Source organism: Lyngbya sp. PCC 8106, assembly GCF_000169095.1.
Lineage (GTDB): Bacteria > Cyanobacteriota > Cyanobacteriia > Cyanobacteriales > Microcoleaceae > Capilliphycus.
The window spans coordinates 65,223-88,312 of sequence record NZ_AAVU01000013.1; the positions used below are offsets into that span (position 1 = coordinate 65,223).

Below are 23,090 nucleotides of genomic sequence, written 5' to 3' on the forward strand. Positions count from 1 at the left end.
AACATCTCATAAATTTAATAAGGGGTATAACAACCGTTGTACCCCTTTTTATTGATTTGGTTTTGTTGTTTAGAGAACTCCTCTTAAGGAACAAACTCAGTCACAACCTGACCCCCACTTTGACCCCCAGTTACCACAATGGTATCACTGGTAAACTCACCGACTGCTCGATCTCCCCTTAAAGTCAAAGGCGGATCAATTTGGCGGTAAACAACGTTTCCTTGAGCTTGAAACTGTTGTCCGGATGTAGACCAAGTTAACTGATCCGTATTCAACTGAGCTTGACGCTTTTGACCAATCGCCACAACATTTCCAACTAAATCAAATTGTTGGGCTTTGAGATCACCCCATCCCTGATTTGCTGTGACCGTGACTTGTTCTTCTCGATGAACAATGGTAATCGGTTGAGGAGACTCGATTTTTTGTTCTTCATACTGCCATTTGATCTGATTACTGGCCACTTGTAAAGGGGGTTCTGACAATGCAATTTGCACATTTTTCTTCAGGTCGGCGAGTTGGGTTTTGAGATCAATGATCGCTTCTCCGGCGACACCACGATCACTGACTATTTGATCTTGATAGCGATCGACTTCTACCCGACGATCAGCAATCAGTTTTTCTTGTTCCCACTCCCAAGTCACATGATCGGTACGGACTTGCAGAACCGGATCTTTAACATTAATCACAACCTGATTCCAAAACTCGATCCGCTTTTCTCGGTTAAACGCTTGTACCTCAGAGGCGATAATATCAACCTGTTCATGTTCTCCAGTCACCCCATTGCGAACCACCAAGATTTCCTGATCAACAATCCACTCTAAAAAATTACCTCGTAGAACCAATCCCCGATCCACATCCGTCGCAACAATATTATTGCGTAAAACAACCCGCTTACTATCTTGGTAGATTTCTCCGAGTTCAGCTTCTACTTTGTAGAGAAGTTTACCATCGCGAAACAGTTCACCGACGGGTTGAGTTACATTGGCAATTCGATTATCCTTACTGTAACTGGCTTGCTTAGACTTGACTCGCCACAACAACTCCCCCTTCTCGTTGGCTTGTTCGAGGGTGACATCATCGAGGGTTAAGCTGTTGTCAAATTCTTCTTCAGGTTCAGTTTGAGTAGGAGTTATATCATTTTGAGGTGGCTCTGGAGGGGTACACCCTGAAAGTCCAGTGAAAATGATCATCCCAACCCATACTGATAGAATTCTCCCAGAGAAACCTGTGGGAATTCTCGGGAAGAATAGAGGTTGAGCTTGATCCTCAACAGTTGTTGATTTGAAAAAACCCCACCGATTATTCATGCTGGAAATTTTACGATCCCTCCATTTGTCGGTGATCAACTAAACTCATACTCGAAAGTGGGCGGTAGGGATAAGGATTGGGGCTGCGAGGATTTTTCTGAATTTCTTCCTTGACATTTTCTAAATCAATATAGCGATCAGCAACATTAATCAAACTGTCACTGGTCATCGATCGCAAACTCACCACTTCTACCCGCACCCCTCTATAACTCACACAGTCCACCGCATAGGCGAGATCCCCATCACCACTGACCAAAACAGCGGTATCGTAGGAACCGACTAAAGCCAGCATATCAACTGCAATTTCGACATCTAGGTTAGCTTTTTTAGAACCATCAGGAAGCTGAACCAAATCTTTAGCAATCACTCGATAGCCATTGCGCCGCATCCACAGTAAAAACCCCTGCTGCTTTTCATTCGTGCGGTCAACCCCGGTGTAGAAAAATGAACGCAACAACCGTGATCCCCCAGTCAACCGACACAACAGTTTGGTGTAGTCAATCTCGATCCCCAGTTGTAAAGCGGCATAAAACAGGTTGGAACCATCAATAAAGATAGCAACACGACCCCGATTTTCGAGAACTTGTTCAGGCGTGAAAATTTCGCCGTTTTTGATGGGATGAAACATAATTTTATACCTCGTTTATTATCGAAAGATTGTTTATTGAATCAGTTGTGAAGTCGCCAGATTGAAGACAAGTGTGTTATCTTAAGTAAAGCTTAACGATCATGCTGGCTATGACAAAACGGTTTCAGGGAGTTCTAGGCGCAGAAAAACAGGTTGGGGTTCAGCAAGCACTTGTTCGGGAGGCAAGAATCCCCACAAAGCATGAGTTGCAAAAGTTGCTGCTGTCTCAATTGCGGTCTTGTCATTGAAATCAATTGAGAATCCAAGCTGATGATAAATCCCATTGCTGAGATTAGGAGTTATGGGAGACAGGAGATAAGCTGCTAGTCTAACAGATTCCAGTACAGAATAGAGTACAGATTCAACTAAATCTAGCTTTTCTTGCTTATATAAAGCCCAAGGTGCCTGTTCATCAATGTATTTATTCCCGGCTTGAACAAGATTTAAGATGGCATCGCAAACCTCGCTGAATGCTAAACGCTCATAGCCTTGAGCCACAGTTTGACCTAAAGTTACACCATAAGATTTTAGGGGATTATCCTCTGGAATTACAGCACCGCTAACGTGGGGAATGCGACCTTCAAAGTATTTGTGAGCCATCCTGAGTGTTCTATTGAGCAAGTTTCCCAGGTCATTGGCTAAATCAGCATTCACCGTATTGATAAATCGAGTCAGATTGAAATCTCCGTCTTGTCCAAATTCTATCTCTTTGAGAAAATAGTAGCGAACTGCATCTGATCCAAACTGACGAACTAACTCTACAGGATCGAGTGTATTACCTAAGCTTTTCCCCATCTTCTTACCATCTTTGGTTAGAAATCCGTGTCCAAAGATACGACCGGGTAAGGGTATATCAGCAGACATTAACATTGCCGGCCAATAAACGGCATGAAAACGCAAAATATCTTTACCAATCAAATGTAGACTAATCGGCCACCCTTTTGATAAAGCATTCTCTAATGTCGCCTCACGATCAGGATCAAGTAAAGCCGTAACATAACCCAAAAGCGCATCAAACCAGACATAAATCGTTTGGTTGGGATCAACGGGAACCGGAAAACCCCAATCCACATTCAGCCGAGATATCGAGAAATCCTGTAAACCCTGACTGACAAAATTCAAGACTTCATTGCGACGGCTTTCGGGCTGAATAAAGTCAGGTTGCTCTTGGTATAAGGCTTCAAGTTGCTTTTGATATTTAGAAAGCCGAAAGAAATAGTTCTGCTCATCACGCCATTCAACTTGCTTATTGGTGTGAATTGGGCAGTATTTTTCATCAATCAGTTCTCGTTCTTCCTTAAATTCTTCGCAAGCTACACAATACCAACCTTGTTGTTGACTTAAATAGATATCTTCTTGATCCCAAACCCGCCCGAAAAACTCCTTAACAATAGCAGCATGGCGAGAATCTGTTGTCCGACTAAAGCGATCATATTGAATATCGAGTTTGTGCCACAGACTTTCAAAGCTAGAGACAATTTGATCGCAATGCTCTTGGGGAGAACGGTTGAGACTTTCGGCTGTCCGCTCAATTTTCTGGCCATGTTCGTCGGTTCCAGTGATCAGGAGTACGGATTTTCCTTGCAAACGCTGAAATCGCGCGACAGCATCGGCTGCCATTGTAGTATAGGCACTCCCGACGTGAGGCACATCGTTAACATAGTAGAGGGGGGTTGTTAGGGTAAACAAGTTTTCTGTCTTTTTTGGTTCCATTTAGATATTCCCGTTGGATATCCCTAATCTTGATGGGATCAGAAGAAATTAAAACGAGGACGGGGTTGACTACAGCTTTACTGTTGAATGTTAGATATACTAACTTCTACAGCGGATTCACCGAATACCCGTTCCGCCCCTAACTTCTCTGCACTTTATATTGGGTCAAACTCAATTGACCAACAGCCATAGATGCCTCTGCTGTCAAACAACAGAGTAATCTCTGACTCCAAACTCATTCTAATCATAGCTTAGGGATTAAACGGTATTGATTGCCTTTTGACTAGAGATAAGTGCTGAACATCAGAAAAAACGTCATATTTTTGACCAGAACAACCATTAGGAACTTCAACTAAACTTTTAGACTCTAATACTTTCTTAAATTTTGTTCCGAGTTAATAATAGACTAACGATCTGTTTCGCCCATAAAATCTAAACTTATGAATCTATCTCAAGAATGATATAATAAACAGCAATGTAAAGTTATATTAAGATACAGCTCTTGGGCTGAAGTTGAGACTTACCCCACACACTACTTAATTATGTCTTCAGATCAAACCGTGCAAACTTCGCAGTGGTTACTTGCGGCACTAGGAACGCGAATGTTCTTGCACAATGAAGATCGGATTCCGACTCGGAGTGCGGTACTGGTCGTCAGCAATCATCGTAGCTTTCTTGATCCAGTCGTATTAACTGCTGCTCTGGGTCATCCGATTCGTTTTGCTTGTCATCACTACATGGGTCAAGTCCCCGTATTAAAAGATGTCGTTACAACCTTAGGTGCTTTTCCCCTGCAAGAACCGACCCAGCGCTCCCAACATTTTTTGCATCAAGCCAGCCAACTGTTGCAAAATCAAGAAATGGTCGGTGTATTTCCCGAAGGCGCTCAACCGATGGTCAAAGTCACATCTCCCCATCACATCGGGTCTTTTCATCGTGGATTTGCTCATCTAGCTTGGCGAGTTCCCGTTGAAAATCTGGCCATTTTACCTGTAGCGATCGCTGCTTTTGACGAACAAATCATCCGATCAGGCATCCCATTACGCCTGTTAAACTGGTTTGACCCCTCCGAACCCCTGTTTGATCGTCCCGGTTGGCATCCGATGGTTCTCTACAAACGAACAAATATTCTAGTCGGTCGTCCTTATTGGATTAAACCCCAACAGCAGCAACAATATCGAGGTAAACAAGCCCGAGAACTTGTTGCCAATCTAACAGCATATTGTGAGAGTGAAATTGCAAACTTACTACAGAAATCATCTTAGATTCTCCGCACACAGCCCAGTTCTCGATATTCTCTAAGAACCATTCGCCAAGCGTATCGTCAGACTGATCTCTGTTGTGGACAATAAGCATCAAAAAAACAAACATGATCCCCAGTCAGTTCGTGGAACCCAACCCAAACCTAAATACAATCTGCTTTCTTCAACCCAACCCCCCCCAACCAGATTTACCCTTATTGATTTTTTTACCAGGAATGGATGGGACGGGTAAACTCCTACACAAGCAGATTCCTCAATTATCCAAAGTTTTTGATATTCGTTGTCTTAGTATTCCCTTGCAGGATCGGTCTAACTGGAATACCCTTACCGCTCGCACAATCGCCTTAATTAAAGCTGAACTGACCTCAAACCCAGAACGAGGGGTGTATGTGTGTGGAGAATCCTTTGGGGGGTGTTTGGCGGTTAATATCGCCGTGAAAGCACCGAAGCTAATTGATCGCTTAATTTTAGTCAATCCTGCTTCTTCGTTTAAACAACAGCCCTGGCTTCAGTGGGGATCATTATTAACCCAATCCATGCCGGGATGGTTTTATCCAACTTCTGTACTAACAATATTACCTTTCCTGGCTTCTTTGGGGCGAATCTCACTTGATGATCGCCAAGCCCTGATTCAAACGATGAAATCTGTCCCTCAGCAAACTTCAGCCTGGAGACTAGAATTACTCCAATCATTTACCCTCGATACCGCTCGACTTCGCCAACTCCAAAAACCTGTTCTGGTGATCGCCGGGGCGGCAGATTTACTCCTACCTTCGGTAACAGAAGCCCAATCATTGGTGAAACATCTCCCGAATACTCGCTTAGTCATTTTACCCAGAAGTGGCCATGCTTGTTTATTGGAAACTGATATTGACTTGCTAGAGATTTTGCAAGAACAAAACTTTCTAGATGGACTCCGAAGTGAGTCTAGAGATTCTGATTCGATTTCTGCGATCGCCAACCACTCTACTCGGCGGATCGCCAGTTAAAGCAGTTGCCAGGTTGACCACTGGGATGACAGACTATAGGGTTGAGTTGATCACCCGTCTCTCAATACCCATCTAAAAACCACCATGACTGTCAGCAAAACGACTCAACCTGGACTCGCATCCCGTTTCGTGAATGGATTTCTAGCGGTTAAACCTTTATTTAATCTTGCCAAACATCAAGCCCGTCAGATGATGATTGAGCGAGCCGAAAAGCTGGGAGTTCCCTGGCGTCAACAAGCTGAAGCCCTGCTTTCACGCAATTGGGACAACGAATTTAATCAAGTTCACAATCCCCAATTAAACTATCCTGAATATTATCTGCGTCCGTTTCATGCCTATGACGAGGGAAATCTCAGTTGGCAAGCAGCAGTGGAAGTCGAAGTCGCCGCCTATGCGGTTCATGCCAAAATCTGGCCAGAAGCGGGGGTTGAAGGGGATCACCGTCTGCGTCAGAGTTACAACGACGTTTTACAAGCTCATTTACCGACAGATTTACAGGATATTGTAGACCTGGGGTGCAGTGTAGGAATGAGTACCCTGACCCTGCAAAACCTGTATCCAACAGCCAAAATTACTGGGGTTGATCTGTCTCCCTACTTTTTAGCCGTTGCTCAATACAATAGTCAAAAGTGGCAAAAACAAGGATATCCTCAACCGACTTGGGTTCATGCACCCGCAGAAGCGACAAATTTACCGAAAAAGAGTTTTGATTTGGTTTCATTGTGTTTAATTTGTCACGAATTGCCTCAAGTTGCGACGCAACAAATTTTTCAAGAAGCGCGACGGATTTTGCGTCCAGGTGGGTATATTGCGGTTATGGATATGAACCCCCACTCAGAAGTGATTACTCGAATGCCTCCTTTTGTTTTTACGTTACTCAAAAGCACTGAACCCTATTTAGATGAATATTTTAGTTTAAATTTAGAACAAACGTTAACAGATACGGGTTTTCAACTTGTCACTTTAAATTATAATAGCCCTCGTCATCGCACGGCGATCGCCAAGGTTCTCTAAAGTTGAGTTTAAAGAGGGGTAGGTTGATTAATGTTATTGATTAGAAACATAGATCTGTATGGAACCCGCACGACAATGATCCCCGTCTAAAATTTCCTATTTTTCCGCTATGTTAAATGCAGAAGATCTGTTTAATGAAGCCTTTTATTTGGCAAATAATCCCGATGTAGAAGCAGCAGTAGAAGCGGGGATCATTGAGAGTGGATTTGCTCATTTTATTGAGTCGGGTCAGTTTCAAGTCCGCCAACCGAGTCCATTGTATAGCGAACTCGACTATCTCGCGGCGAACCCTAATATTCGGGATGCGGTGACACAAGGGATTATTAATAACGGTTTTCAACATTTTATCGAATTTGGTCAATTTGAAAGACGCAACCCCAGTCCGTTATTTGATACGCTGTTTTATTTAACTCAAAATCCCGATGTGAATACAATTGTGAATGAGGGGATTTTAACCGCAATTGAACACTTTGTTAAATTTGGTCAATTTGAAGATCGCGCCCCCAGTCTTTTATATAATCCCAATTATTATTTATCTCAAAACCCCGATGTTGCTGTCGCCGTTGAACGGGATGAACTGACTGGAATAGAACATTATCTTGATATTGGTGCGGCTCAAAATCGAAATTTTAGCGCGTTTCTTTCTCCAGATGGTTCTCCTTTTCCTAACCAAGTGAGTGTGGGAGATGTGACTCAAACTTCAGCAATTTTATTAACTCGAAATACAGTTTCAGGAGAAATAGAGTTTGAAGTTTCAACTGATCCCAACTTTACTCAAATTATCACATCACAAATCCAACCGATTAATAATATTATTGAACCCGTTAAAGTTGAAATCGGGAATTTAGCACCCGGAACTCAATATTTTTATCGCGTTACCAATGCTTTAGGAACTCGTGAAGTAGGAAGTTTTAGAACCGTTCCCCCAATAGAGACTCAACAGGGGTTAAGATTTGGAGTCAGTGGAACAATTCAAGGTGAACTCGCTCCTTATCCGGCTTTAATTAATGCTCCTGAACGCAATTTAGACTTTTTTGTACAATTGGGTGATACAATTTCAGCCAATACAATTTCCCCCGATTTACCTAAAGTTTCTCAAGCGATTACTGCTCTTGAGTTTAACACAAAATATAACGAAACAATTTCTCAACGATCTGGAATTAATCCCTTAGCTAATTTAGGGTCATCAACGCCAATTTTTTCAGTGTGGGATGATCAAGATTTAATTAATAATTTTGCTGGAGGAGTTGCGCCAACGAGTCGTTTATTAACTCAGGCTATTTTTGGAACAGAGGGAGAATTTGTGAATGATACACCTTTGTTTGAAACTGCTTTAAACGCCTTCCAAAATTCTAAACCTTTACGGAACTTATTTTATGGAGAAACAGGAGATCCTCGCACAGCAAATGAGCGAAAACTGTATCGAGCAATTCCTTATGGACAAGCTGGGGCTGCGTTTATTTTAGATACTCGTTCTTTCCGAGATGAAAGCTTATTCCCACTGACTGACGTTCCCACAGAGGCGCAAGTTAATCAATTTTTTCAACAAACATTTACACCCAATCGAACGTTATTAGGAGCAGCACAATTAGAAGAATTAAAGAATGATTTATTAGCATCAGAGAGTGCAGGAATTACTTGGAAGTTTATTTTTTCCCCGGTTCCCATCCAAAATTTAGGCTTTTTTGAGGCGGAAGATCGATGGGAAGGCTATGCTGATGAACGCAATGATTTATTACAGTTTATTGATGAAAATAGGATTGATAATGTTGTATTTTTATCGGGAGAGGCAAATGGTACAATTGTCAATAATCTCACCTATCAAACCGATTTTGAACAACCTCAAATTCAAACCAATAGTTTTGAAATTACGGTTCAACCGACTGCGGTACAGTTAGAATTAGAAAACGAACAAATTGCGGCACCTTTTGGCGCTGCTACTGTCGCATTAACACCGGATGATTTACTGTCTCCTGAACTCAAAGATGTTTATTTTGGTTTGGACACTCAACCCGCAAGAAATGAGTTTATCCAAGAGGTTTTAGATGATCGAATTGTGAATTTTGGTTATGATCCCATTGGGTTAGAAGATTCAGAAATTGATGTAGAGTTAATCGAGGGATCATATGTAGCGGCTCATACATTTGGCTGGACAGAATTTGTAATTGATTCCCAAACTCAACAGTTACAAGTGACAGTTTATGGAATTGAACCCTATACTCAAGAGGAGGTTGAAACCATTCCGGTTACGATTATTAATCGTTCACCTCAAATTGTCAGTCAATTTAGAATTAATCCAGTTTTGAATCAGTAAATCTTTGCTCTAAATTTAGAGATCAATTTCAAATTATTTGTTAATTAAAGATTTTCATATTTTCACAAAAGGTAGATGTGATTTCAGATAATTGTGTGAGGAAAACGAGCAAACTTGATCAGATGATAATCTGAATCTTAGGACTTCTAAACTTCAAGCTGATTCACAGCAGGAACAGAAAGCATTAGTTTCACAACTTCTGTGTTGCAAATAGCTATAGACAACCCGGTTACGTCCTTTGGATTTAGCCTTATACAAACTTTTATCCGCATTCATCAACAGCTCTAAAGGTGATAATTTATCCTCCGGTTTCCGAGTCGCAACTCCCAAACTCAAAGTAACACAGGAGCTAACTTTTGACTGTTTGTGAGGAATTTTGAGAGCAGCAACATGGGAGCGAATCTGTTCAGCAATCTCTAGAGCTTGTTCAGTCTCTAACTGAGGAAGAATTACCGCAAATTCTTCACCACCATAACGAGCAACAAGAAAAGAATTGGGATCAAGAATTTCTTGAACAGCCTTTTGAATAGCTTCTGCAATTTGTTTTAAAGTAACATCTCCAGCAAGATGACCATAAGTATCGTTGTAAGCTTTAAAAAAATCAACATCACAGATAATCACCGATAAAGATTGTTCACTGCATTTTTCCCATTCTTCATATAAATAAGCATAAAACTTGCGACGGTTAGCGAGTCGAGTTAGCTCATCTAAATTTGCCAAATATTTCAATTCTTTATTTTCCGATTGCAGTTGTTGTAGCATTTGATTTTGATGTTGAATCACTTGATGTAAGCTCAAAATCGTTAAATCCGTTTTAGAATTTCGGTTGAATCGTTGACGCATTGAGAACAAGATCGCTTTGAGGTTAAACATATTTGACATTTTTTTAGGATGCACCGAACTACAAGATCTAGTATCAATCACAACCCCAAATATAGAAGTGATGACATTCTCGAAATCCTGTGAGAATTCCGAAGTATTCTCGTGAGGGAAACCTGTTTGAGCTTGTGACACCCTAGAAGTCGCAAAGGTGATGAGTGTCACATAAAATTAATAGCTCTCGGCGTTAAAGTAAGGGTCAAAGCTGATATTGAGCGAAAGACAGCAATAGGTGTAATCGCTTATCCTCCCACCACCAACCCCATTGAGCCACTAGCGCTACTATGCAACTTCAAGTTCAAACCTTCACGGTTCATAAACGTTTTCCCCTCACCATTAGTCGGGGAACCACAGCCGGATCAACGAATATTTGGCTGAAAGTCGAACAAGATGGGATCGAAGGTTGGGGAGAAGCTTCGCCTTTTTCGATCGGCGATCAATCTCAAACGACGGAAACGCTCGTGATGGCTTTAGAATCCGTAATTCCCAAGCTAGAAGCCTTAACTCCCCTAGATCGACAACGGATTGAACTGATTTTGCAAGAGAGTCAACTTCCCTCGGGGGCTTGGGCGGCGTTGGATATTGCGTTTCACGACTGGTTGGGAAAAAAAGTGGGATTACCCCTGTGGCGGTTATGGGGGTTGGATCGCGATCGCAGTGTTCCGATTTCGGTGACAATTGGGATTAATACCCCAGAAGGGGCGAAAGCCAGAGTCAGAGATTGGTTGAATTATCTCGATGTACGAGTCTTGAAAGTGAAATTGGGTAGCCCCCAAGGGATCGAAGCGGATCAAGAAATGTTCAGGGCGGTTCAAAGGTCAGCCCCTGCTGATACAGTGTTGTATGTGGATGCAAATGGAGGCTGGAATTTTTCAGATGCGATCAAAATGTGTAATTGGTTAGCCGGGTTCGGGGTTAAATATGTTGAACAACCGTTAGCGGCTGATATCGCATTACAACAGCTTCCTCAGCTTTATGCTCAATCTCCTTTGCCGATTTTTGTAGATGAAAGTTGTTTCAATAGTCGGGATATTCCTTTATTGGCTCGTTTTGTTCATGGGATTAATATTAAACTGATGAAATCGGGGGGGTTAACGGAAGCGTTGCGGATGGTACACACAGCCAAAGCGTTTGGGTTGCAGGTGATGTTTGGCTGTTATTCTGATAGTAGTTTAGCCAATACAGCCGCCTCTCATTTAGCCTCGCTTGTTGACTATCTGGATTTAGATTCCCACCTCAATTTAATTGATGATCCCTTTACGGGTGCTACAGTGAAACAAGGATGTTTAATTCCCAATGATTTACCCGGATTAGGAGTGAGGAAAATAGAACTCCAAGATTAAAATGGTTAATCATTACTTCCCTTCAAACACAGGATATTCATCTTCAAATGGTAAACTCACACCACTCTTTTCAGGCCAGAGAATCAATTTTAACGAAAACACTGTTTTAGTGAATGGGAAAAATTTAATAAAACCGATTAAGAAGACAAACAAGATCACTACTTCTGACTTTCGGAGAGATTGATGTCTGATTGATTAATCCAGCCTGACTATTGGCGAGGGCTTTCGCTACAATAAAAGCGACTTTGTAATAATAAAATATACTAAGGTGTCTTTCAGTCTATTAACTACTGCTGATGGCGTGGAAAATTTACATTGGCTGCACAACATTCGCCCCACAGACCGATCAATTGTTGGGGATAGAGGATTTTACTTGGGTGACTTGATTCAAGAGGGTTATCCGGTTATCCCTGGCTTTGTGGTGAGTGCCAAAATTTATCGGGAGTTCTTGGAAACAATAGACTGGCAAGAACCTATATTAGTTGACTTTCCAACATCTTCATTACATATTGATCTCAAAGATCCGCGACAACTACAAGCGATCGCCCAACGGATTCGTCATCAAATCATTACATCCAGCTTATCTTCAGAATTTAGATCAATATTGCAATCATCACTGAATACCCTTAACGCTCAGGCTTTGATCTTTCATCCCAGTTTAAGATTTCCCTTGATCCCCACCAATGGATTATTTGATCCGGTGATGAGTTGGGCAAAACTCGATACAGTTGAACTCGGGATTAAACAAGCTTGGGCGGAGTTATTTCGGGCGAGAAATTTATTGTATTGGCAACGCAACAATATCCAACTGGCACATCTTCAACCGACTATTTTAGTACAACCGATTCCGGAGGCGATCGCTTCAGGTTCAGTTCGTTTTGATGCTGAAGTTTGGGATATTAAGGCGACTTGGGGCTTAGAATTAGCGACATTCTGGGGACAAACTCACCCCGATCATTATCAAATCAACCCCCAAACTCAAGAACTGCAACACCAAAAACTCGGTTATAAAACAATTGGTTACAGTTTAAAATCCTCTACAAGCACTCAACTCAGCAATCTAGAGGGTCAATGGAGTGGGTTGGCTCAATGTACTCTATCCCCTCTGCACAGCCCGATAGAAGCCAAATTATTAGGGCCAGAGTATCAAGAATCCGTACTCAAACCCGCTCAACTGCAATCCTTAATGGAATTAGTCAAACCCATCGCAACACATTTAGGAAAATCTGGATTGATTGAGTGGATCATGTGTGAGTCGTGTGAATTTTTTATTTCCCGTGTCTGTATTGTTGATGCTGATTCCATCCCCAAAAATAACTCTGGGATTGACTCGGAGATTAACTCTGAAAAATCTTCGGGGGATCTTAGAGGAATTGCCGCATCTTCCGGGCGAATCGTGGGGAAAGCCTATATACTCGCCACTCCTTCTCAGGTTCAAACCCATCTGTTTCCAACCGGAGCAATTTTGGTCGTGAAAACCATGATACCGGAATTGCTGTCCTTACTCCAACGGGCGGCGGGTTTAATCACCGAACAGGGAGGAATGACCGGACATGGTGCAATTTTAGCGCGAGAGCTAGGAATTCCGGCGGTGATTGGAGTTCAATCCGCGACTGAGCAGATTAAAATGGGAGAATCCGTTCTCGTTGATGGGGATCGTGGAGAAGTTCATCGGATTCTGAGTCAGAATATGACGACTGATCAGCCTTTTTCGACGTTAGAAACAAATTTAGAGACAAAACCGATTATTTCGGAGAATTGGTTACGGGTGCCGATTGCGACTCAATTGATGGTTAATGTGAGTCAATCGAGTTCTTTTCTACGACTCAAAAATTTCAAAGACTTACCGATTGATGGAGTGGGCTTAGTCCGTTCGGAACTGATGGCTTTAGATTTGTTAAACTCGGAGAATCCTTCAGTCGATTTTCGTCAGTGGTTACACCCTCAAAATCAGTCTAAATTTATTGAGGGAATGGTCGCTGATCTTCAGCAGCTTGCATCGACAATTGCACCTCGTCCTTTATGTTACCGGGCTTTGGATTTACGGGAGTTTCACCAAGAGGTTAGACCGTTCTGGAATGGGGAAAATTCTGAGTTGGCGGCGTTAACGACTGTCTCTCACTGCGATAATCATTGTCAAGACCAATATTCGACTTTATTTGAGTTGGAACTTGCAGTTTTATCAAAGCTCAATCAGTTGGGTTTTAATCATATTCGTCTGATTTTACCTTTTGTGCGATCGGTTGAGGAATTTTGTATTTATCGTCGCTATATCGAGAAAACTGGATTAACCCGCAATCCTCATTTTCAAGTTTGGATTATGGCGGAAGTTCCCTCTGTTGTCTTTTTAGTCTCGGATTATATCAAAGCGGGAGTTCAAGGAATTGCAATTGGAACCAATGATTTGACTCAATTTCTTTTGGGTATTGATCGCAATCAAACTTGTCAACTTTCTCATCTCAATGAGTTACATCCAGCAATGCTGAAAGTGATTCAAAAACTGATTAAAGAGGCGAGGAAAGCGAAAATTCCTTGTTCTATCTGTGGGGATGCTCCGGTATTATATCCAGAGTTAATTGATTATTTAGTCCGTTGGGGAGTGACTTCGATTTCGGTGAATCCTGATGCAATTGAAAAGACCTATCTTGCGATCGCTCGGGCGGAACATTTACTAATGTTAGAACATTCTCGTTCCAGGCTTAAAGACTAGAACCTAAGAGGGGATTTCAAAATCATCCACCTCTCGGTTTATTGTCTCGATAATGCTTAGTTTTCCATGCGAGAAATCACTTCTTCGGGGGATAAATTTCCAAAGATCACAGACATGATCCCCGGTAGATATTTATCCATTGTGGTCACATTAGAATAAACTAAATGCTTCACCAACGTTGAGGACAATTGAGTACCTTCGACATCTAAACTGGTTTTATAGCGAATTTCCCCATCATAGAAATTCATTTCAAAGTTTCCGATGATAATCCCATAGTTGATCATCGTGATAAACGTCGCCACATTGTAGCGTTTGTATTCAGGAACTTTTACCGGAAATACAGAATAAACGCTTAATTGTTTTTCTTCTTCGCGAGCGATCATGTAGCAGTCAAATCGACCATTATTCCCTTCAATTCCGAGTGCTAAAACTCTCCGATGTTCGATTTCTTTAAAAACCCAACCATCTTCGTCAAAGAACTCTAGCAGTACCTCAAATAGAGGTCGATCCGGGAGATTTTCTTTCGTGACTGTTTGGGGATTTTGTTCAGAAGCAATCATAATTCTATTGATCTCCTAAAAACCACTTAGGCTATTTTTTTATACGCTGGAAAATTTACAGCTTTTTATTGTCAGGTGTAATCATATCATCCCTCACCTGATTTAACTTCGGCTCCAGACAAATAATATTACTGACTTCATAGTAAACAGGCCAATAAAAACCAACCTGACTATAAGTAAGCCGATTTTTCTTTTCTACAAATTTCTGGTTATCAAAGATTCGTTTGCGGGTTCCTGAAAAAATACGGTGATTTTTTTCGAGGCTTTTTGCATCCGCTTGAATTTCGGTTTTAATCTGGTCAGCATTAACCCCGTTCGTGATTAATTGAAAACAGCGTTCGATCACTCGACGAATGGTTTGACGTTCTTTAGACTCGTACTGAAAAACAGCACCTTCGGCTTCTCCTTTCCACAAAGTTAACCGATAACAACCGTGAGGATTTCCATGAGGAAACCAACCGAGTTTAAACGTATAACCCTGTTGATCGACAGTTGAACTTGTTCCCTCTAAAGTGATCGGCTTAATTAACAGTAAATCTTCATTGTAAAAGTGAGAATTGACAATTCCACCGTCTCGAATTAAGGGATCTTCATCTCCGAAAGCATTATGAATGATCGCCCAGCCACTAGGTATATTGAGTGGAACCAGTTTTGAATACATGAATAGTGATTGCTCAGTCTACTGAAGTCAAATTGACCAACGGATGGGTTTTGTGTGCCGTTAGCGTTGCTGAATCCGAGTGCAATGTCCACGTACCGATATCGATACCTTTTCACTCCAGCTCGATCACCTCTTATCAATAACACGTTTTTCTCGGTCTCGCAAGAAAATTAGTCAACAGGTTACAGGTTACAGGGAACAGTTATACAGTCACCCTCAAACAGCGACCAGTTCAGAGGGTACAGTGAAAAGTTTACAGGCAATTGCTCACCAAACTGATCACCATACACACTGTTGACTGGTTACTGATCTCTGTTCGCTGAAATCAGCCTGTATTTCGCATTCCAGCAGCAATACCATTAATGGTAAGCAATGCACCGCGTAACAGTTCACCCTTGCTATAGCGTGAATGAATCACTCCGGGCGCACTGGCGACTCCATGCTGACGTAAACGCTTCAACAAAGCCACTTGCAGGAAACCTAACGGAATAATCGTACCATTGCGTAACTGGACTGATCGTTGCAAGGTGGGATCACCATCTAACAAGCGTTCATGCTCGGTAATTTCGAGAACCAGTTGACGGGTAAGCTGAAATTCTTGAGAAATTTGTTCGTACAACACCTCAAAGCGAGCCAAATCTTCACGGGCGCTCAACTCTCTAACGTAGTGGTGAGCAATTTGCATATCCACTTTCGCTAGGGTCATTTCCACTTTAGAAATCGTTGTGCGGAAGAACGGCCACTTATAGTAAAAGTAGCGCAACAGTTTGATATGTTCCTCGGGTTCTTTTTGAACAAATTCTTGTAATGCCGCACCCACTCCATACCAAGAAGGAAGCAGAAAACGGCTCTGAGTCCAGCTAAATACCCAGGGAATGGCTCTTAAACCCGAAATATCTTTTTTCTTGTCACCGCTACGTCGAGACGGACGAGAGCTAATTTGCAGTTGGCTAATTTCTTGAATCGGGGTGACTTGATCAAAGAACTCCACCAAATCAGGCTGTTCGTAGATCAAGGCGCGATAATGCGATCGCGATTTCACCGATAATTCTTCCATAATCTGGTTCCACGTTTCAATCTCATCAAACCCGGTATGAAGTAGGCTGGCTTGAATGACTGCGGTGGAAACGCTTTCGAGGTTATAAAGAGCCAGTTGCGGGAGTGAATATTTAGACGCGAGAACCTCACCTTGTTCAGTAATTTTAATCCGACCGCTAATACTTTTACCCGGTTGAGCTAAAATCGCTTTGTAAGCGGGTCCCCCTCCTCGTCCCACTGAACCGCCTCGTCCGTGGAAGATGCGGAGACTCACATTATAGGATTCTGCCACTTTTTGCAGGGCTTTTTGAGCTTTGTGAATTTCCCAGTTACTACTGAGGAAACCCGAATCCTTGTTACTATCGGAATAGCCCAACATAATCTCTTGGAGGGAGCGATCTAACTCTGGAGTGTTGTTGGACTGGTAATGTTCATAACCCCCGCCGAGCATGGCACGATACAGAGGTAAATCGAACAAATTCTTCATCACAATCGGAGCGCGTTTGAGATCTTCTACGGTTTCAAACAGCGGTACCACTTGCAGATTAGGAATTCCGGTTGCTGAATCATAGAGTCCAGCTTCTTTGGCCAAAAGCAGAACTTCCAGTAGGTCACTGACTTCGTGACTCATACTGATGATATAGGTTTGACAGATTTCTGGGCCGAATTCCCGTTGTAAATCCCGCATCATTCGGAAGGTTTGAATGGTTTCGCAGGTTTTCTCAGAAAAGGGGAGTTCAGACGGAATCAGAGGACGACGGGTTTGCAGTTCTGTAGACAACCACAGGGAACGTTCAGCTTCTGAGAGTTCGTTGTAAGATTTGGGTAAGATTTCTAGATAGTCGGCAATTTCACTGAGAGCGTTGGAGTGAACCGACGACTCCTGACGCATATCGAGACGAGCCAGAGAGAACCCATAAATTTGAACTTGACAGAGAAGATCTTCGAGATCTCGACATTCAATCCCGGTTTCGTGTAAATTGCGCTGAATTAGGGTCAGTTCATCGAGAAATTCGCTGCCAGATTGGTAAAAACTCCCCATACTCTTATCGGGGCTAACCAGTTTTTCCCGCTCTAGGGTGACATCATCGCTATTGTAAAGTCGCCAGTTGCGATCGCGTGTATTTTCGAGTCGTTTTTGAACGTAGGCGAGTTTCAGACGATAGGGTTCTTGACGATAGCGGATAGCCAGTTTATCGTAGATTTCTGGGAGTTGTACCCGATCGCGATCGAGGGCTTCGAGTAATTCAGGGAGAACATCACTCCAGTGCAGGGATAAGCTCAGGAGTCCGTTGAGATACTCTACCGCACCGATGTATTTTTCCAGAACCAGATGGCGCTGATAGCAAGCTGTTCGCCAGGTCACTTCGGGAGTGACAGAGGGGTTTCCATCGCGATCCGCCCCCACCCAAGAGCCAAATTTACAAAAATCGTATCTAGGGGGCTTTAAATAGGGGAAGGAGGCGTGTAAGGCGTGTTTGATGCGTTGATAGAGTTGGGGAATCGCATCAAATAAGACTTCTTGGAAGTAGTGTAAGGTATAGTCTACTTCATCAAGGACTGTGGGTTTAAACTGATGGAGTTCATCGGTACGCCACCACAAGCGAATTTCTTCTGTGAGTTGTTCATACAGTTCATCGGTCCACGATGACAACGTTGAAGTCTGATCGTGGGTCTTATTTTCACTCAACGAACTGGTATTTTGATCGACGTTATCAAGTTGTTGTAGGACTTTGGCGATCCGACGTTGTTTGGTGCGGATCGTATGACGAACGATTTCTGTAGGGTGTGCGGTAAACACCAAGCGAACATCCAAGTTATCGATTAATCTCTGAATCAGTTGGGAAGGAACGTTCAAGCTTCGCAACATCGGGAACAGGTAGTGAAAAGTGGCTAATTCCTGTTCGGTTTGAGATTTGGCTGAGATATCAGAGAGATTCAACGGATATTCTCGTTCATCGGAGAACCGTTGGTTGCGAGTTTCAAAAACCGAGTTTTTTTGATCCGCCGGAAAAAGGGGTTGCTTCTCAGTTGATAGTCCCTTTGTATAAGCCTGTTGTTGTTCGCGTTGTTCGTAATGTTGCTCTACGATGTTAATGAGCTGGAAGTAGAGTGCAAAAGCACGAGCCGCACGAATGGATTCATTGATATCTAGCTGTTCAACCAGTTGTAAAACGTTAGACTCTTGAAAGTGAGATGCTTGTCCCTCTGGAGAGGTCATTGAGCGCATCTGGTTTAGTAAATCCACTAATTCTTGACCGCACTCTTGACGCAGGACTGACTCCCACAAATCTTCCACTATTTTAAGGCGATTCCGCAATAATAAATCGCTCTCGGTTAATGTACCGTTGGATGAAACAATTTTGTTAGAGACCTGATCTGAAGGGTGGAGCAGTGAACTCATAGGGCCTGTTCCTGTTTGGCAAGATTATGCCTTATTGTAGGGGTTAATCTCCCGAAAATCATAGATTTTTAAGGTTAAATTCCTAAACTTTGGATTAATCTTGTCTAAACCCAATGATTTTTTGACAACGGGGAACTGCTTTGAGCGTCACCCGTGAACATTGACCCGTGAATCGTTGGGGAAATCCTCCTCTTGGCGATCGCCCGATTTGCTTACCCATCAAATTTTAGAGCGAGAATGACCTGATCCGGCGATCGCGTTTATTCTTCTTCTTGGGAACTCGGATGGGGAAAATTGAGAACGGGAAGACGCTCACCTTGAAAGACGGCTTCGCTGCTCCGACTCATTTCTAGCATCGTATTCGACATAAATTTACCACCCATCAACACCAACATCAATGGCGCTGTTGCGACACTCAGCAGGAAGTCCGATGGAATTTTCATCCCCTGAGTCTCGTCGTCGGGGGAAGCCTCCGAGGGGGTTTGATCGCGAGATTGCATAGATATTTCCTTTGATTTCTTTAAAATTATTTTAACTAAATTTTGCTCAAGAAGCTGGTTTTAGGGAGTTGGGGAGTGCGAAACCAGCTTCGGATTTCTAATCCTCCGGAAAGCTGTATGGCAAGGCTCGAAGAACTCATACACCAGCAACCACTACAACTCTAAGCTCTAGCACGGTATTATCGAAGACGAAACAGTGGGTCGAGTTTAGTACAATTGGGAGCGTCTTGGCGAAAGATTGGTCAACACTAACACAATGGACTGAAAAAGCAATCGGACTGTCAGATGTCCGGATGCAAGTCCGGTTACGGGGAAATCACCTGCACGTTTTGTGTGAATCAACTCCGTGTCCCCGTGAAAAAATAGCAGTATCTCAGTTTTCAATCGCACTCGAACAAACCAGTTTGAGTACATTATTACCTCCGGAAGCCCCTCCTGTTTATAAAGTCTTTCTCAGTGGTCGTCAACCGGGTGCCAAACGTCCGGAATGGACGGTCAAACTGGAGTGTAATTCTTCTCAACCTGCGACGAATGAACCCTTGACATTACCCTCACCCCCATCTGAGTCCGATCTCCCAACAGAACAAAAATCGGTCTGGGAGAAACTCGGCGGAATTTGGAGTCGTCGTCCCCCCACAACAGAGGATGAACCTCTCGAACATCCCGTAGCAGAAGCAAAGTCTGTCTCTAGTAAAAACCTGGAACCGGAAGAAGCCCAACCGTTGGAGATGGCTACCCGTGATCGTGAACCTCAAAAAGCGATCGCCCAAACCCATGAACCCAGTGATTCTCCTGCAACGGGATCGAACGGTCAACGAGAACTTTCCCCCATAACCGAACAACTCTCAAGCAATCGGAGTGAGTTCAAAAATCCCTCTAACGCCGGGAATTCCCGAGCAACCGCCACCCAGACCAAACCCTCGGAATTAACCCCCTCAGAGCCAATTCAAGCGCCTCTAACCGTTTCGACAGAAACCCTCGCCCGTCGTGGTCACAGCCAAGCGATCGCCAGTTATCTCAGTGAAATTCTGGGAAATTTAGGAGTCAGCGTTAAAGTCAGCGTCAAAGAACGCTCTAAAAAACGTTCCGCCAGGGCAACCACAGAAACCTCAACCCGTCGTTTGTGGGTACGTTGTGAATCGGCTTACAGTCCAGATCCGTCTCTGTTGGCTGAACCCATCGCCGAACGCTTGCGACAATTGCAGCTAGAAAACTTTCGGGATGCTTGTATTTTATTGCAAGTTCAGGGAGAACCCCGGCCTGATTGGATGTTACGCATTGATCTCACCCCTCCGGTCGAAATTCTCAAAAATTGGGCGCATTGGGGTTCACAGGCCGCTATTGGTCGCATCCTCAATCAAAAGCTAGAGGAGTCCAACGTTAAGGTGCGCGCCACCCTCAAAGAATCTACCCTCCATTTATTTTGTGAAACTCTCACTTCCGAGAACCTTTCCTCCGAACCTACTCACCCTCGCCCAAAAAATCAACGAAACGCCCCTGCCCAAGCAAAAGTGATGGCGGCGATCGCTCCAATTCTCGATACTCTCGCCCCCCAAGGAATTCTCGCCGCTACCGTTTATGGGGTTGATGCTCAAGACCCCGCCCAGACCGTAGAATCTCCAATTTGGATTGATTGGCTCAATCTCCCGGCTGATCAGCATCCAGATTTACAACATCATCCTCTGACGCTTGCTCAACAGGGAAACCTAGAAGCTCTCACTTTTCTTCTCAATCAACTCATTAACCCCGATCTCGATCATCAACTCGCCACAGGTGGAGTCCGGGTATTGCTGCTGCGGAAAGGGAAACTTCTACACGTGATGACAGAAGCACTAACCTGTCCCTCTCAATCCAAAGTGGCTCTCCCCCTGGCGCAATTTCTACGCACCCATAAAATTGAGGGCGTTGCAGGTGTGCGAATTTATGGTCGGCGAGCGGGTCAAAAACACCCCTTATGGCGTTATGGTGTGGCGTTGTCTCAGCGTAGTCCGACACTCGATGAACAAGTCAATGAATTTTCTGAGAGTGATCATCGAGATTTAGTGACTCAAACTGAGGGATTGGTTTGGCGTCCGGATCTGGCTTCTGATGAACTCGAAGATCACGAATCCCTATCCTCAGATCATCGGGGGCTGGAATGGAGTGATCCCCTAGAATTACTCTCGATGCGACTACAACAAGGATTGCTCGCTACAGGTTTGTTTGTCAGTCGTGAGGCGGTTCTTACGCCCATAGAGGCATCGGAAAGTTCTTCCTATTCTAAAACCGGATTAGCGTTAATTTGGGGGGCTTTAGGTTGCTTGCTGGCTGTCCAGGTGGATTGGGCGATGGGTCAATTTTTGGAAAATAACCCCCAGTTGGAGATGGCGATCGCCGCCCAAAATTTGCCTTCTCCGCCTGAACCCCCGACAACCTCTGAGCCGATTTCCGCGATCCAAACGACCACTCCCCCGACGGCTGAATCTCCCGAGGAAAATGAGGTTTTTAATCGCTCAGAATTTCTCAGCCAACCTCAAAATAAAACTCAACTCAATGCTTGTCAAACGGCTTCTAATGTCGAGGCGTGTCAACTTTCTCAACTGTTGTATCCGTCGTTTAATAGTCCTCAACTTGATGAACAGTTTGCTCGTTATCAAGAATACATTGCCACAGAAAAACGTCCGCCTGATATTCTGATTGTCGGGAGTTCTCGGGCGTTACGAGGGATTGATCCAGAGGTTTTAGAAAAGGCATTAGCAGAAGCGGGTTATCCCCAACTCAAGGTGTTTAACTTCGGGGTAAATGGGGCGACGGCGCAAGTGGTTGAGTTAATTGTGCGGCGGATTTTACCTCCTGAACAGTTACCGAAATTAATTATTGTTGCGGATGGGGTGCGGGCGCTGAATGGGGGTCGTAGTGATCGCACCTATGAGACGATTACTGCTTCGACAGGATATCAAGAAATTGCTCAAGGAACATTTAGAATTCCAACTCGACAACTGAAATCTGCCTCTGATTTCAAACAAACTCTCCTAACGTTAAAGGAGTTGGGTCAAAATCCCTCGGCTGTGATTAAACAAATCCAAGATTGGTTTGATCAACGATTGATTGAAATTTCGGCTTCCTATCCCCAACGAGATCGACTTAAACAGGGGTTGCTAGCGCTGGTTAATCACCAAAATCTACTCACACAATCTCAGGAACTTCCCGATCTTCCCGATGCTGAAGATAATCCGACGTTGGAGACTCCCCAGTTAGGAAGTAATGGTTTTCTTCCCTTGTCGATTCGGTTTGATCCAGAAACTTACTATCAAAAATATTCTCAAGTTTCGGGTTACTATGATCGCGATTATCAAGGGTTTGAATTGAGTGGGGTACAGACCAATGCGTTGAAAAAGTTAGTTGAATATGTACAGTCTCAGGATGTTGAGATTGTGTTTGTCAATATGCCTCTGACTCAAGAGTATCTCGATTCGGTTCGGACTGCTTATGAAGAAAAGTTTCTCGAACATATGCAGCAACTTGAAGCGGATACGGGGTTAATTTTTGTCAATCTGGCTTTTGAGTGGTTGGATATTCATGAATATTACTCTGATCCGAGTCACCTCAATCAATACGGCGCCGCAGCAGTTGCAGAACTATTGGCTCAAAAGCAACAGATTTCTTGGCCGACAAGTCGTTAGAGTTGGGACACAACCCGGATTGCAAGTTAGAATTGTGAATAGAAATCGAGCCAATGAAAAGCTCTGATCAGAAACTTGGAAGTTTTGATGAGTATTGCTATATTAC

16 protein-coding genes are annotated in these 23,090 nt (G+C 43.4%); 7 read left to right on the forward strand and 9 right to left on the reverse strand.

Annotation, left to right across the window (positions count from 1 at the left end; all coding sequences use genetic code 11):
• Positions 1 to 83 precede the first annotated feature (83 nt).
• The 3 genes from lptC to metG form a co-directional block, all read right to left on the reverse strand.
• Positions 84 to 1,190 carry an LPS export ABC transporter periplasmic protein LptC gene (lptC, locus tag L8106_RS10855; RefSeq protein WP_039896037.1) on the reverse strand — a complete coding sequence of 369 codons (1,107 nt, stop codon included), beginning with the start codon at positions 1,188 to 1,190 and terminating at the stop codon, positions 84 to 86.
• 127 nt (positions 1,191 to 1,317) lie between these two features.
• A complete protein-coding gene (locus L8106_RS10860) occupies positions 1,318 to 1,935 on the reverse strand; it encodes an NYN domain-containing protein (protein WP_009784334.1) in 618 nt (205 codons plus the stop codon).
• 108 nt (positions 1,936 to 2,043) lie between these two features.
• Positions 2,044 to 3,648, reverse strand: coding sequence for a methionine--tRNA ligase (gene metG / locus L8106_RS10865; RefSeq protein ID WP_009784335.1), 1,605 nt, complete (start codon positions 3,646 to 3,648; stop codon positions 2,044 to 2,046).
• 542 nt (positions 3,649 to 4,190) lie between these two features.
• Between metG and L8106_RS10870 the strand changes: the two genes are divergently transcribed.
• From L8106_RS10870 to L8106_RS10885, 4 genes are all read left to right on the forward strand, one after another.
• Entirely contained in the window at positions 4,191 to 4,913 is a 723-nt protein-coding gene (locus L8106_RS10870) for a 1-acyl-sn-glycerol-3-phosphate acyltransferase (RefSeq protein ID WP_009784336.1), read from the forward strand.
• Positions 4,914 to 5,017: 104 nt separating this feature from the next.
• Entirely contained in the window at positions 5,018 to 5,899 is an 882-nt protein-coding gene (locus L8106_RS10875; RefSeq protein ID WP_009784337.1) for an alpha/beta fold hydrolase, read from the forward strand.
• An 84-nt stretch (positions 5,900 to 5,983) separates the two neighbouring features.
• Complete coding sequence (locus L8106_RS10880; protein WP_009784338.1) at positions 5,984 to 6,913, forward strand: class I SAM-dependent methyltransferase; 930 nt, start codon at positions 5,984 to 5,986, stop codon at positions 6,911 to 6,913.
• A gap of 109 nt (positions 6,914 to 7,022) precedes the next feature.
• On the forward strand, positions 7,023 to 9,227 hold the full coding sequence (locus tag L8106_RS10885) for an alkaline phosphatase (RefSeq protein WP_009784339.1): 2,205 nt from the start codon (positions 7,023 to 7,025) through the stop codon (positions 9,225 to 9,227).
• 153 nt (positions 9,228 to 9,380) lie between these two features.
• Here L8106_RS10885 and L8106_RS10890 read toward each other — a convergent pair whose 3' ends face one another.
• Positions 9,381 to 10,109 (reverse strand): GGDEF domain-containing protein, encoded by a 729-nt coding sequence (locus L8106_RS10890; RefSeq protein WP_009784340.1) that lies wholly within the window; start codon positions 10,107 to 10,109, stop codon positions 9,381 to 9,383.
• A 281-nt stretch (positions 10,110 to 10,390) separates the two neighbouring features.
• Here L8106_RS10890 and L8106_RS10895 point away from each other — a divergent pair, with 281 nt between their 5' ends.
• Both L8106_RS10895 and L8106_RS10900 read left to right on the forward strand, forming a co-directional pair.
• Positions 10,391 to 11,449 (forward strand): dipeptide epimerase, encoded by a 1,059-nt coding sequence (locus tag L8106_RS10895; protein WP_009784341.1) that lies wholly within the window; start codon positions 10,391 to 10,393, stop codon positions 11,447 to 11,449.
• A gap of 268 nt (positions 11,450 to 11,717) precedes the next feature.
• Complete coding sequence (locus L8106_RS10900) at positions 11,718 to 14,159, forward strand: putative PEP-binding protein (RefSeq protein WP_009784342.1); 2,442 nt, start codon at positions 11,718 to 11,720, stop codon at positions 14,157 to 14,159.
• A gap of 56 nt (positions 14,160 to 14,215) precedes the next feature.
• Here L8106_RS10900 and L8106_RS10905 read toward each other — a convergent pair whose 3' ends face one another.
• The 5 genes from L8106_RS10905 to L8106_RS10920 all read right to left on the reverse strand — a co-directional run bounded on the left by L8106_RS10905 (position 14,216) and on the right by L8106_RS10920 (position 19,322).
• Positions 14,216 to 14,719, reverse strand: a complete 504-nt coding sequence (locus L8106_RS10905; protein ID WP_009784343.1) for a YbjN domain-containing protein — start codon at positions 14,717 to 14,719, stop codon at positions 14,216 to 14,218.
• Between the two features lie 55 nt (positions 14,720 to 14,774).
• Positions 14,775 to 15,380, reverse strand: coding sequence for a hypothetical protein (locus tag L8106_RS10910; protein WP_009784344.1), 606 nt, complete (start codon positions 15,378 to 15,380; stop codon positions 14,775 to 14,777).
• 325 nt (positions 15,381 to 15,705) lie between these two features.
• The gene (gene ppc, locus L8106_RS10915; protein WP_009784345.1) at positions 15,706 to 18,822 is read right to left on the reverse strand and encodes a phosphoenolpyruvate carboxylase; all 3,117 of its coding nucleotides are present in this window, start codon (positions 18,820 to 18,822) and stop codon (positions 15,706 to 15,708) included.
• Between the two features lie 94 nt (positions 18,823 to 18,916).
• Positions 18,917 to 19,042, reverse strand: coding sequence for a hypothetical protein (locus tag L8106_RS34205; RefSeq protein ID WP_255348882.1), 126 nt, complete (start codon positions 19,040 to 19,042; stop codon positions 18,917 to 18,919).
• 40 nt (positions 19,043 to 19,082) lie between these two features.
• Positions 19,083 to 19,322, reverse strand: a complete 240-nt coding sequence (locus tag L8106_RS10920; RefSeq protein ID WP_009784346.1) for a hypothetical protein — start codon at positions 19,320 to 19,322, stop codon at positions 19,083 to 19,085.
• A 293-nt stretch (positions 19,323 to 19,615) separates the two neighbouring features.
• Between L8106_RS10920 and L8106_RS10925 the strand changes: the two genes are divergently transcribed.
• Complete coding sequence (locus L8106_RS10925) at positions 19,616 to 22,984, forward strand: DUF1574 family protein (protein ID WP_050779107.1); 3,369 nt, start codon at positions 19,616 to 19,618, stop codon at positions 22,982 to 22,984.
• Positions 22,985 to 23,090: the final 106 nt, after the last annotated feature.

What these genes read in the sequence shown, in the direction of transcription:
- lptC (WP_039896037.1), bottom strand. Translation starts at nt 1,190, where the DNA reads ATGATCATTTTCACTGGACTTTCAGGGTGTACCCCTCCAGAGCCACCT.
- L8106_RS10860 (WP_009784334.1), bottom strand. Translation starts at nt 1,935, where the DNA reads ATGTTTCATCCCATCAAAAACGGCGAAATTTTCACGCCTGAACAAGTT.
- metG (WP_009784335.1), bottom strand. Translation starts at nt 3,648, where the DNA reads ATGGAACCAAAAAAGACAGAAAACTTGTTTACCCTAACAACCCCCCTC.
- L8106_RS10870 (WP_009784336.1), top strand. Translation starts at nt 4,191, where the DNA reads ATGTCTTCAGATCAAACCGTGCAAACTTCGCAGTGGTTACTTGCGGCA.
- L8106_RS10875 (WP_009784337.1), top strand. Translation starts at nt 5,018, where the DNA reads ATGATCCCCAGTCAGTTCGTGGAACCCAACCCAAACCTAAATACAATC.
- L8106_RS10880 (WP_009784338.1), top strand. Translation starts at nt 5,984, where the DNA reads ATGACTGTCAGCAAAACGACTCAACCTGGACTCGCATCCCGTTTCGTG.
- L8106_RS10885 (WP_009784339.1), top strand. Translation starts at nt 7,023, where the DNA reads ATGTTAAATGCAGAAGATCTGTTTAATGAAGCCTTTTATTTGGCAAAT.
- L8106_RS10890 (WP_009784340.1), bottom strand. Translation starts at nt 10,109, where the DNA reads ATGTCAAATATGTTTAACCTCAAAGCGATCTTGTTCTCAATGCGTCAA.
- L8106_RS10895 (WP_009784341.1), top strand. Translation starts at nt 10,391, where the DNA reads ATGCAACTTCAAGTTCAAACCTTCACGGTTCATAAACGTTTTCCCCTC.
- L8106_RS10905 (WP_009784343.1), bottom strand. Translation starts at nt 14,719, where the DNA reads ATGATTGCTTCTGAACAAAATCCCCAAACAGTCACGAAAGAAAATCTC.
- L8106_RS10910 (WP_009784344.1), bottom strand. Translation starts at nt 15,380, where the DNA reads ATGTATTCAAAACTGGTTCCACTCAATATACCTAGTGGCTGGGCGATC.
- ppc (WP_009784345.1), bottom strand. Translation starts at nt 18,822, where the DNA reads ATGAGTTCACTGCTCCACCCTTCAGATCAGGTCTCTAACAAAATTGTT.
- L8106_RS34205 (WP_255348882.1), bottom strand. Translation starts at nt 19,042, where the DNA reads ATGGGTAAGCAAATCGGGCGATCGCCAAGAGGAGGATTTCCCCAACGA.
- L8106_RS10920 (WP_009784346.1), bottom strand. Translation starts at nt 19,322, where the DNA reads ATGCAATCTCGCGATCAAACCCCCTCGGAGGCTTCCCCCGACGACGAG.
- L8106_RS10925 (WP_050779107.1), top strand. Translation starts at nt 19,616, where the DNA reads ATGCAAGTCCGGTTACGGGGAAATCACCTGCACGTTTTGTGTGAATCA.